This window comes from Streptomyces sp. NPDC050535 (genome assembly GCF_044457665.1).
GTDB lineage: Bacteria > Actinomycetota > Actinomycetes > Streptomycetales > Streptomycetaceae > Streptomyces.
Genome location: NZ_JBITHE010000001.1, coordinates 848,681 through 860,010 on the forward strand (window position 1 = coordinate 848,681; position 11,330 = coordinate 860,010).

The following is an 11,330-nucleotide window of genomic DNA, read 5'->3' on the forward strand; positions in this document are numbered from 1 at the left end:
GGGGGTTCCTCGGGTCAGTGGTTCATGAACGACGTGACGGGCAGGGCGCGTTCGGCGATCCGTACGTCCCCGAGCCGGCCGTAGAGGATCTGGTCGATCTTGCCCGCGTACTCGTAGCCGCCGAGCAGCCAGGGCAGCCCGAGGGAGGTGAGTCCGACGGCGACCGCGGTGGGGTTGCGGGCGACCGGGCAGCCCTGGACGTACATCGTCGTGTGGGATCCGTCGTTGACCACGGCGACGTGCCACCACTGCTCGCGGGCCGTCTCGTCGCCCCAGTTGGTCGCGATGCCCTGCTGGTTGAGGGGGCGCACCGCCCACTGGGGGCCGGGTCCGTCGGTCAGCGAGAGGGTGGCCAGCGGCTCGTCCGGGTCGCCCTCGGTCTTGCCGGCGCCGCCGCCCGTGCCGGTGCGGCTGACCAGTCCGGCCCACGCGTTGCGGGAGCCGCTCCAGTCGGCGGGCACCCGGTAGAAGGCCTCGATGGTGTAACCGCGCTTGAAAGTGGCCGAGTTGAGGGGAGCACCGTCGACCGTGCGGAGGTAGGCGCCCTTCAACGGGGGCTTGCCGCCCTGGAATTCGAGGCTGCCGTGTCCCGGCTGGTCGGGGTGGTGGTCCTTCGACCAGGTGAGGGTGCCGTCGCCGACCTTGACCACGATGAGGTCGTTGCCCTGCCCGGACAGGTCGCGCACGGTTCCCTCGACCGCCGTACCGTCCTGGTGTCCGTCGAAGCGCCAGTACGCGACCGTGCCCCGGACCAGCATCTTCGAGGCGGGGCGCGCCGGGCGGGCCGGTACCGGCGCGAAGCCCGCGAAGCGCCGCTCGAAGTCGATGTCGACGGAGAACCGGTCGGCGTCGCCGCTGAGTTCCATCTCCTGGCGCTCGAGCTCGTTGAGTCCCTTGGCCGCCCGGCCCAGGATCCACGGCGAGACCGTCTCGAAGTCGATGGTGTCCCGGTCGAGGTCGAAGTGGTAGAGGCGGATCATCGCCGCGCCGCCGTAGTAACGGTTCTGATAGTTCGTCAGGTGAAGGTGGACGTCGTTCCCCGACGCGTTCTCGCGGGTGGCGCGGGCGGCGGGCCAGTAGTGGCCGTTGAGGGTCAGGAAGATCTGGTCGTGGTCACGGATCAGCTTGTCCCAGAGCTGCTGGCCGTACGAGGAGAGGGCGTCGTCGCCGTAGACGAGTTCGTGCGTGGTGAGGATGACGGGCGCCTCGGGGTGCCGGGCGATGACGTCACTGGCCCAGGCGTAGCCCTTCGCCGACAGCCGCCAGTCCAGGGCGAGGACGAGCCACTCCCGGCCGGCCGCCCTGAAGAGGTGGAAGGTGTTGTAGCCGTCCGGGGAGGCGCCGCCGAAGGTGCGCTTGTCCGCGAAGCGCTCCGGCCCGAAGGCGTCCAGGTAGGGGGTCGCGCCGCGCTGGTCGTCCGTGGACGACCTGATGTCGTGGTTGCCCGCGAGGACGCTGTAGCCGACGCCCCGCCGGTCGAGCAGCTCGAACGCCTTGCCCGCCGCGGCGAATTCGGCCTTCGCGCCGTTCTCCGTGATGTCGCCCAGGTGGGAGAGGAAGACGATGTTGTCGTCCTTGCCGTGCTCCAGGAGGTAACGGAGCGACGCCTCGATGGGGGCTGGATTGATGCTCGCCCCGTCGAAGAGGTACTGCGTGTCGGGCATCACGGCGAGCGTGAAACGGCGGCTCTCCGGGTCGGGCCGCCACGCCGATCCCGCCGAGGCGGGGACGGCGGCCTGCGCGGTGGCGACCGCGGGCAGCGAGACGGCTGTCGCCGCGCCGATCAGCGCCGTGGCCCGCAGGAAGTTACGCCTGCCGGCGCCGGCCTGCTCGGCCTCCGTCCGGCCATGGGAAGTACACACGTCTGCTCCATAGAAGAGGGGTGAGGTGCGTGTGCCGTCAGAGCACCCGCAGCGTCCAGGACCAGTGGTGGGTACCGGCCGCGATGAGGTAGGAGGGCGAGGTGTCGGGCCCGCACGAGGCGGTGCCCAGGCCGCGGTGCGCGGCGTCGAGGTGCACGACACAGCCGGGCCGCGGCACCAGCTCGTCGTGGTGCGCGGCGGCCGCCAGATCCTCGGCCCGGTAGCGGGTCACGGAGACCTGGCAGGGCTCCGCGAGGTCCACGCTCAGGCCCGTGGCGTCCGGCGCCGACAGGGTGAAGCGCCGTACGCCGTGCCGCCCGCCGCTCTCCTGCGGGCGCAGGTAGGGAGTGAACAGCTCGGCCACGGGAAGGGTGTGGTGTCCCACGGGCACGCCCGAACTCCGGTCCGGGTAGGACTCCCAGGGGCCCTGGCCGAACCACTCCAGGACATCGAGCCCGGCGACGGTCTCCAGGACGGAGCCGACCCGTGCCACGTCGTCGAGCCCGTCCGGCAGTACGGCCGTCTCCTCGACGCGGACACCGCCCTCGACGCGGGTGAACACCTGCTCGTGGCGCACCGGGCCCGCGCCGGTCGCGTACTCGGCGAGCACGGTGACCCGGCCGTCCTCGCGGCGTACGGCGACGGCCTTCCGTACGAGCGTGTCGAGCCCCCAGTCGTGCCAGCGCGCCGCCATGCCGCCCAGCTCGTCGTTGTCGGTCGGGGCGCGCCAGAGCGACAGCACGGGGGCGGAGGTGAGGAGGGGGTGGACCAGGAGGCCGTCGTCGTCGACCTCGACCTCGCCGGGGACGCGCACCGGGTCGACCGGATCCGGGGCCCGCAGCCGCACCTGCGGCACACACACCTCCGTACCGCGCGGTCCCCACGACTGGTCCTCGGCCGTCGTCACCCGCAGCGTGAGCCAGGCCTCCCCGCCGTTCTCGGGCAGGGCGAAGGGAAGCGGCACCGAGGCCGATTCGCCCGGTCCCAGATCGGGCAGTTCGGCCGGCGCGGTGCGGGTGCCGCCGTCCGCGAGGGCGAGCGACCACTCGGCCGCCAGCCACCGCAGATCCTGGAAGTGCTGGTGGTTGGAGATCCGGAGCCCGCCCCGGTCGCGGGTCAGCCGCACCGGCGCCGCGATCTCCCGGTGCTCGTACATCACCGGCTTGGGCGTGCGGTCGGGGAAGACGACCCCGTCGGCGATGAAGACGCCGTCATGGATCACCTCGCCGAAGTCACCGCCGTAGGCCCAGCGGTAGCCGGGGGCCGCGACACCGTTCTCGTACTGTCCGGTGCCCGCGCGCCCGGCAGGTCTGCCGTCGTTCACACGTTGGAGAATGCCGTGGTCCCAGAACTCCCAGATGAAACCGCCCTGAAGACCCGGGGTTGACTCGATGGCGGCCCAGTGGTCGGCGAGCGTGCCGTTGCTGTTTCCCATGGCGTGCGAGTACTCGCACTGGATGAGCGGCTTGGTCTGATCGCCGGAGAGGGCGTGGGCGACACAGTCCTCGACGGGCGCGTACATGGGGCAGGCGATGTCGGAGGCGAGCGCCGGGTCGGCCCAGTCGAGCTTGGCCGCGCCCTCGTACTGGAGGGGCCGGGTCGGGTCGTGGCGGCGGAGCCAGCCCGCCGCCGCGTCGTGGTTGGCGCCGTAGTCGGACTCGTTGCCCAGCGACCAGATGATCACGCAGGGGTGGTTCTTGTCGCGGAGCACCATCCGCGAGACGCGGTCCACGAAGGCGCCCAGATAGCGGGGGTCGTCGGCGATCTCGTGGGCGTGGTCGTGCGCCTCGATGTCCGCCTCGTCGACGACGTAGAAGCCCAGTTCGTCCGCGAGGTCGAGGAGCGAGGGGTCGTTCGGATAGTGGGCGGCGCGGATCGCGTTGAAGCCGAAGCGTTTCAGCAGTTCCAGGTCCGCGCGCATGTCCGCGTGACTCACCGTCCGTCCCGTCAGCGGATGGAAGTCGTGCCGGTTGACGCCCCGGATGTAGATCCGCTCGCCGTTGAGGAGCAGGTCCCGGCCGCGGATCTCGACCTCGCGGAAGCCCACCCGGTGGAACGAGCTGTCGGCGACCGTGCCGTCGGGGCGGTGCAGCCGGACGGTGAGGCCGTACAGCTCGGGTGTCTCCGCCGTCCAGGCGCGGACGTCGTCGACGACCGTGCTCAGCCGCGCCTCGCCGAGGAAGTCGGAGACCCTGCCGTCCTCCTCGTTGAAGCGGTCGAGCTCCGTGTCCTGGACGAGGAGGTGGGTGTCCAGTTCTCCGGTGACGCACCAGCCCTCGGGGAGCGGGCCCGAGGCGTGCCGCACCTTGCAGTCCACCCGCAGCTCGCCGTCGAGCCGGGTCCGCACGGTCACGTCGGCCAGATACAGCGGATCGGTGGCGTACAGCAGCACCGGGCGGGTGATGCCTCCGTGCCACCACTGGTCCTGGTCCTCGATGTGCGAAGCGTCCGACCACTTCACGACGGTGAGCCGCACGGTGTGCACCGCGCCGGGGCGCAGCACGGCGGAGAGGTCGAAGTCGGCCGCCAGGTGCGAGTCCTTGGAGACGCCGACGGGCTGCCCGTCCACGTGCACCAGCAGCACGCTCTCGGCGGCGCCCACCTGGAGCACGATCCGCCGGCCCGCCCACCCGGCCGGAACGTCGACCTCACGCTCGTACACGCCCGTCGGGTTCGCCTCGGGAGACGCGGGCGGGAACTCGCCCCACGGCATCTGGGCGTTGGTGTACCAGGGCAGGTCGTCGGTGCCCTGGAGGGTCCAGGCACCGGGAACCTGCGCGGAGGACCACTGGGGGCCGGGCTCCGCGAGCGGGCCGGGCAGGAGCTGGAACCGCCACTCGCCGTCGAGGGAGAGCGCCGGGGAGCGCCGGTCCACGGCGTTCATCGGCAGACGCCCCCAGGAGGTCACCTCGGGTGCCTCCCAGGGGCGCAGGGCGATCAGTGGATCGCTCGTCAACGGATGGCCCCCTTGCCCAGGTCGCCGATGATCTGCTTGGCGCCGATCGCGAAGACGATCAGCAGCGGTACGAGGGCGAGCAGCGCGCCGGTCATGACCATCCCGTAGTCGGTAGTGCCGTGCACGCCGTTGAGCTGGGACAGCGCGACTTGGAGGGTCACGTTGTCCGGGTTGGTGAGGGCGATCAGCGGCCAGGCGTAGTCGTTCCACTGGCCCATGAAGGTGAAGATGCCGAGGAAGGCGAGGCCGGGGCGGACCACGGGGAGTGCCACGTGCCAGTACTGGCGCAGGAATCCGGCGCCGTCGAGCTTGGAGGCGTCGATCAGCTCGTCGTGGATCGCGCTCTTCATGTACTGGCGCATCCAGAAGATGCCGAACGCGTTGGCCGCCGCCGGCACGATCAGCGCGGTCATCGTGCCGATCCAGCCGAGCTTCGCCATGATCACGAACTGCGGGATGGCCTGGAGCTGTGCCGGCACCATGAAGATCGCCATCATCACGGCGAACAGTGTCCGGCGGCCCGGGAAGTGGAACTTGGCGAAGACGAACGCCGCCAGCGAGTCGAAGAACAGGACCAGGAACGTCACCGAGGTGGCGACGAGCAGCGAGTTGAACATCGACCCGAAGAAGTCGACGTTGTCGAAGAGATGGCGGACGTTCTCGAACAGGTGCGAGCCGGGCAGCAGCTTCGGCGGGTAGGAGAAGATCTCGGTCGACTGGTGCGTCGACATGATCACGGCCCAGTAGAAAGGGAAGACCGAGAGCACCAGACCGACGATCAGGACCAGATGGAGGGCGATGCCCCGGCGTTGTGATCCCTTGATGGACGATGTGCGCCCCGGACCCCAGCTGGACGTCGTGCGCCCCGAACCCTTGATGGATGGCATGGTCGCGGCCTCCCTAGTCCTCGCCCCGGCGCTGGACCAGGCGCCAGTTGACGATCGAGAAGATGATGACGACGAGGAAGATCCCCCAGGCGACGGCGGCGCCGTATCCGAAGTCGTTGTTGTCGAAGGTCTGCTGGAAGAAGTAGAGGACCATGGTCTGGCCCGAGTGGCCCGGACCGCCCGCGAACGAGGAGTTGTTGTCCGTGGTCTGGAGCAGCACCTGTGGCTCGGAGAAGGTCTGCAGACCGGTGACCGTCGAGATGATCAGCACGAAGAGCAGCGTCGGCCGCAGCAGCGGCAGCGTGACCCGGAAGAAGGTCTGCACGGGCCCCGCGCCGTCCATCCGCGCCGCCTCGTACAGCTCGCCCGGAATCGTCTGGAGACCGGCGAGGAAGATGATCGCGTTGTAGCCGGTCCACTGCCAGGTCATCAGCGTCGCGATGGCGACCTTGATGCCCCAGGGTGTGTTCAGCCACGCCACCTGGTCGAGACCGACCGCCTGCAGAAGCGCGTTGACCAGGCCGAAGTTGGTGGAGAAGACCGAGCCGAAGATGATCGCGACCGCCACGATCGAGGTGACGTTCGGCAGGAAGAAGGCGAAGCGGTACACGTTCTTGAAGCGGACCGCCGAGTTGAGCATCACGGCCGTGACCATCGACAGGAAGATCATCGGGAAGGTGGCCAGCGCCCAGATGATGAGCGTGTTCCCGATCGAGCTCCAGAACTGGCTGTCGGAGACCAGATAGCGGTACTGCGACAGGCCGGCGAACTCCATCGAGCCGAGTCCGTCCCAGCGGTGGAACGACAGGTAGAGCGAGAAGCCGACCGGGATCAGCCCGAAGGCGAGGAAGAGCAGATAGAAGGGGGAGATCGCGGCGTAGAGCCGCCAGTAGCTCAGGATGCCCTTCGCGCGGTGCACGGGCGGGGCGGGGGGCACGACCGCCGGGGGCGTCTGGATCACGGGTGCGGTGGCCATCAGTAACTCACCCCCAGGTGGTCCGCGATGCGTCGGCACTTGCTCATGGCGTCCTTCCAGGCCTGCTCCGCGTTCTTGCCGAGGACGGAGAAGTTCCGCAGTTCGTCGTCGATCGGGGTCTTGAGCGCCACGTCGTAGGGACTGTTGTAGGCGACCGGGATCTTCTCCGCCGCCGGTCCGAAGACGTCCATGGTGATCTGGTCGCCGAAGAACTCGTCCGGCTCGCGCAGCTTCCTCATGGCGTACGAGGCCGGGGTCGACGGGAAGAGAACGGAGTCGACGAATCCCTGGGCCTGATTGCCCGCGTCGAGCATCCAGGTGATCATCTCGAAGGCCCGCTCGGGCTCCCGGCACGCCTTGGTGATCGCCAGGAACGAGCCGCCGATGTTGGAAGGACCGCCCGGACAGCTCGCCACCCGCCACTTGCCCTTGGTCTTCGGGACGTTGAGCTTGATGTCGCCGGCCGCCCAGGAGGCGTTGAGCTGGCTGGGCAGCAGGCCCCGCTCGGTGGCGGAGATGTTGTCCGGCGTGCCGTTGACGATCTTCGAGACCAGACCGCGGCGGGTGGCCTCCACGGCACGGTCCCAGGCCGTGCGCACATGTTCCTGGTCGCCGATGAAGTGCCGGTCCCTGTCGACGAACCGCTTGGTGGACTGGTTGACCGAGATGCCGTAGATGCTGAGGGCGTCGGTGAGGATGAACGCGCCGGGGACCCGCTTCCGCAGCCGCTCGCCGGCGTCCATGAACTGGTCCCAGGTGGCCAGTTCTCTGGAGACGTCCTCGGGCTCATGGGGCAGTCCGGCCTTCTCGAAGACGGCGGGCTGGTAGTAGTGCGCGACCGGACCGCAGTCGATCGGGAAGCCCACCATCGAGCCGTCCTCGGCGATGCCCTCGTTCCACTTCCAGTCCAGGTACTGGGCCTTCAGCTTGTCGGCACCGAGCGTGCGCAGGTCGATGAACTGGTCGGAGTTCGGCAGGTACGAGGCCATGTCCTCGCCCTTGAGACCGGCGATGTCGGGGATGTGGGCCCGCCCGGTCATCGTGGTCATCAGCTTCGAGCGGTAGTAGCCGCCGATCTGGATGGCCTGGAGGTTCACCGCGCTGTCGTAGCGGGCCTTGGCGTCGTCGACGACCTTGGGGCTCAGGCCGCCGCTCCAGTACCACAGGACCATGTTCCGGCCGGTCGAGCCGGTCGGGACGGCACAGCCGGTCGCCAGGCCGCCGAGCGCGGTGGCGGCCGTACCGGCCAGGCCCGCGCGCAGCAGGCCTCTTCGTGAGAGCCGCACAGCTCCCACCGCCTTTCGGTTCTTAGAAGTGCTGTGAAGTTCTTCGCCTACGAGGGGCGCCGATCAGGAGGTTCATGGGGGGACCCGGCGTGCCGGACGGGTTCAGTGGGGGGTGACGGGTGCGTACCGGACGGGCGGACCGGGGTCGGCCGGTATCCGCTCGGCCAGGAATCCGTACGCGCGCCGCAGTTCGGGATCTTCGAGGGAGTGCCACCAACGGTGCACGCCGTACCAGCCGGGGGCCGCCAGCGCGCCGCCGTGCCGCTGCACGGAGAGCCCGGCGGCGAGTACCGCGAACCGCAGCCGCTCCTCCAGCGGCCAGCCGCCGAGCGAGGCCGCGACGAAGCTCGCGCCGAAGACGTCGCCGGCCCCCGTCGCGTCAAGGACATCGACGTCCAGGGCGGGCACCTCGGCGTACTCGCCCGTCGTCTGGTCCACCGCGACCGCGCCGTCGCCGCCGCGGGTGATCACGGCGACCGGCACCACTTCGGTGAGCGTGCCGAGCGCCGCGACCGCGCTGTCGGTACGGGTGTACGCCATCGCCTCCGCCTCGTTGGGGAGGAAGGCGTGGCACAGGGAGAGTTGGTCGAGGAGGTCCTTGGACCACTGCTGGGTGGGGTCCCAGCCGACGTCCGCGTAGATCCGGGTGCCGTTCGCGGCCGCCTTGCCGAGCCAGGCGCGCGGTTCGGCCTCGAGGTGCACGAGGGCGGTGCGAGCCTCGGGCGGGTCGCCCATCAGCTCGTCCTGCGAGTACGGCGGCTCCTGGCCGTGGGTGACCAGCGCCCGGTCGTCGCCGTGCGCGAGCGAGACGGTGACCGGGGTGTGCCAGCCGTCCGCGGTGCGGGAGAGCGTGAGGTCCACGCCCTCCTGACCGGCGAGGACCTCACGGCAGTACGAGCCGTAGTGGTCGTCGCCGAAGACCGTCGCCAGGGAGGTGCGCAGGCCGAAGCGGGAGGCCGCCACGGCCAGGTTGGCGATGCCGCCGGGGCTCACGCCCATGCCCTCGGTCCAGATCTCCTCGCCGGGGGTCGGCGGCTTGCCCAGCCCGGTGAGGACCAGGTCGTAGAAGAGCAGCCCGGTGAGCAGCACGTCGGGCCGTTCGTCACCCACGAGCGTGTCCTCTCGTCAAAAGTCTGCAAGCGGTGCACAGGATCGTGCGCGCCTCTCGCGGATTTGGCAAGAGTTGAGCAGAACTGAGCATGGAAATGATTGGGAATGACGAGTACTGTTCACAGCGTGCTGGCAGAGCGACGACATCAACTCATCCTGCGGGCCCTGCGTTCAGGGGGACCCGCGTCCGTGACCGATCTCTCCCGACAACTGGACGTGAGTCCCGCCACTGTCCGCCGTGACCTGGTGCGACTGGAGGAGGAAGGCCTCCTGACGCGGGTGCACGGCGGCGCGGTCGTCGACGAGGGCGACCAGCCCTTCGCCGAGGTCGCCGAGGTCCGGGTGGCCGAGAAGGACGCCATAGCGGCGAAGGCAGCGTCGATGGTCCAGGACGGCCAGTCCGTCCTCCTCGACATCGGCACCACCGCGTTCCGGCTGGCCAGGCAGCTGCACGGCCGCCGGATCACCGTGATCACCAGCAATCTGGTGGTGTTCGAGGAGCTGGTGGACGACGAGGGCATCGAGCTGGTGCTGCTCGGCGGCATGGTCCGCCGCGAGTACCGCTCCCTGGTCGGCTTCCTCACCGAGGACAACCTGCGCCAGCTGCACGCCGACTGGGTCTTCCTGGGCACCAGTGGTGTCCGGCCGGGCGGGCAGGTGATGGACACCACCGTGGTCGAGGTGCCGGTCAAGCGCGCCATGATCAAGGCGGGGGAGCGGGTCGTCCTGCTCGCCGACCGGGCGAAGTTCCCGGGGACCGGGATGGCGAAGGTCTGCGGTCCCGAGGACCTGGACGTGGTGGTGACGAACTCGCCGGTGGACGCGGTGACCCGGTCCTCCCTGGAGGAGGCGGGCGTGCAAGTGCTCGTGACAGGAAAGGCGGAGGAAGCGTGAGGCTGACGATTCTGGGGGGCGGCGGATTCCGGGTGCCGCTCGTGTACGGAGCGCTCCTCGGGGACCGGGCCGAGGGCCGCGTCACCCAGGTCGTGCTGCACGACCTGGACGCGGGGCGGCTCTCCGCCGTGACCCGGGTGCTGGCCGAGCAGGCCGCGGGCGACCCGGACGCCCCCGAGGTCACCGCCACCACGGACCTCGACGAGGCCCTGCGCGGCGCCGACTTCGTGTTCTCCGCGATCCGCGTCGGCGGACTCGAAGGACGGGCGGCCGACGAGCGGGTGGCCCTCGACGAGGGCGTGCTCGGGCAGGAGACGGTCGGCGCCGGCGGTATCGCCTACGGCCTGCGCACGGTGCCCGTCGCCGTCGACATCGCGCGCCGGGTGGCCCGCCTCGCCCCCGACGCCTGGGTCATCAACTTCACCAACCCGGCCGGTCTTGTCACCGAGGCCATGTCCCGCCACCTCGGCGACCGCGTGATCGGCATCTGCGACTCGCCGGTCGGCCTCGGCCGCCGTATCGCCCAGGTGCTGGGCGCGAACCCGCGCGAGGCCTGGATCGACTACGTCGGCCTCAACCACCTCGGCTGGGTACGCGGCCTGCGCGTCGCCGGCCGCGACGAACTCCCGCGGCTGCTCGCCGACCAGGAGCTGCTCGGCTCCTTCGAGGAGGGCAAGCTCTTCGGCCCGGAGTGGCTCCAGTCCCTGGGCGCGATCCCGAACGAGTACCTGCACTACTACTACTTCAACCGCGAGACCGTCCGCGCCTACCAGCAGACGGAGAAGACCCGCGGCGCCTTCCTGCGCGACCAGCAGGCCGCGTTCTACGACGAGATGACGCGCCCGGACGCCGCCGCGCTGACCGCCTGGGACCGTACCCGCGCCGAGCGCGAGGCCACGTACATGGCGGAGAACCGGGACGCGGCGGGCGCGGGCGAACGCGACGCGGACGACCTCTCCGGCGGCTACGAGAAGGTCGCGCTCGCCCTGATGCGGGCCATCGCCCGCGACGAGCGCACCACCCTGATCCTCAACGTCCGCAACCGCGGCACCCTTTCGGTGCTCGACGCCGAGGCTGTCATCGAGGTGCCCTGCCACGTCGACGCCAACGGCGCGCACCCCGTCGCCGTCGACCCGCTGCCGGACCACGCCACCGGGCTCGTGTGCGCGGTGAAGGCGGTGGAACGGGAGGTCCTGGCGACCGCCGAGTCGGGCTCGCGGACGACCGCGGTGAAGGCATTCGCCCTGCACCCGCTCGTGGACTCGGTGAACGTGGCACGCCGTCTTGTGGACGGCTACACCTCGGTCCACCCAGGCTTGGCGTACCTTAAGTAAGCGCTTTCCATCTTCCTGGAGACTT

The 11,330-nt window shown here is 70.0% G+C and carries 8 protein-coding genes; 2 read left to right on the forward strand and 6 right to left on the reverse strand.

What is annotated here, in order from left to right; genetic code table 11:
- Positions 1-14 precede the first annotated feature (14 nt).
- The 6 genes from ACIBLC_RS03585 to ACIBLC_RS03610 all read right to left on the reverse strand — a co-directional run bounded on the left by ACIBLC_RS03585 (position 15) and on the right by ACIBLC_RS03610 (position 9,077).
- Positions 15-1,862, reverse strand: coding sequence for a LamG-like jellyroll fold domain-containing protein (locus ACIBLC_RS03585; protein ID WP_399208960.1), 1,848 nt, complete (start codon positions 1,860-1,862; stop codon positions 15-17).
- Positions 1,863-1,899: 37 nt separating this feature from the next.
- Positions 1,900-4,818 (reverse strand): glycoside hydrolase family 2 TIM barrel-domain containing protein, encoded by a 2,919-nt coding sequence (locus ACIBLC_RS03590; protein WP_399208961.1) that lies wholly within the window; start codon positions 4,816-4,818, stop codon positions 1,900-1,902.
- Positions 4,815-5,705 carry a carbohydrate ABC transporter permease gene (locus ACIBLC_RS03595; protein WP_399208962.1) on the reverse strand — a complete coding sequence of 297 codons (891 nt, stop codon included), beginning with the start codon at positions 5,703-5,705 and terminating at the stop codon, positions 4,815-4,817. Before ACIBLC_RS03595 ends, ACIBLC_RS03590 begins: the two co-directional genes overlap by 4 nt.
- Before the next feature lie 13 nt (positions 5,706-5,718).
- Entirely contained in the window at positions 5,719-6,681 is a 963-nt protein-coding gene (locus ACIBLC_RS03600) for a carbohydrate ABC transporter permease (RefSeq protein WP_399208963.1), read from the reverse strand.
- The gene (locus ACIBLC_RS03605) at positions 6,681-7,967 is read right to left on the reverse strand and encodes an ABC transporter substrate-binding protein (protein WP_399208964.1); all 1,287 of its coding nucleotides are present in this window, start codon (positions 7,965-7,967) and stop codon (positions 6,681-6,683) included. The genes ACIBLC_RS03600 and ACIBLC_RS03605 overlap by 1 nt, the downstream gene beginning before the upstream one ends.
- Positions 7,968-8,069: 102 nt before the next feature.
- On the reverse strand, positions 8,070-9,077 hold the full coding sequence (locus tag ACIBLC_RS03610) for a carbohydrate kinase family protein (RefSeq protein WP_399208965.1): 1,008 nt from the start codon (positions 9,075-9,077) through the stop codon (positions 8,070-8,072).
- A 126-nt stretch (positions 9,078-9,203) separates the two neighbouring features.
- Between ACIBLC_RS03610 and ACIBLC_RS03615 the strand changes: the two genes are divergently transcribed.
- Positions 9,204-9,971: a DeoR/GlpR family DNA-binding transcription regulator gene (locus ACIBLC_RS03615; protein ID WP_399209276.1), complete on the forward strand. Its 768-nt coding sequence runs from the start codon at positions 9,204-9,206 to the stop codon at positions 9,969-9,971.
- Positions 9,968-11,305 (forward strand): 6-phospho-beta-glucosidase, encoded by a 1,338-nt coding sequence (locus ACIBLC_RS03620; RefSeq protein ID WP_399208966.1) that lies wholly within the window; start codon positions 9,968-9,970, stop codon positions 11,303-11,305. Before ACIBLC_RS03615 ends, ACIBLC_RS03620 begins: the two co-directional genes overlap by 4 nt.
- Positions 11,306-11,330: the final 25 nt, after the last annotated feature.

Coding starts and splice junctions, on each gene's coding strand:
- ACIBLC_RS03595 (WP_399208962.1), bottom strand. CDS start 5,705: ATGCCATCCATCAAGGGTTCGGGGCGCACGACGTCCAGCTGGGGTCCG.
- ACIBLC_RS03600 (WP_399208963.1), bottom strand. CDS start 6,681: ATGGCCACCGCACCCGTGATCCAGACGCCCCCGGCGGTCGTGCCCCCC.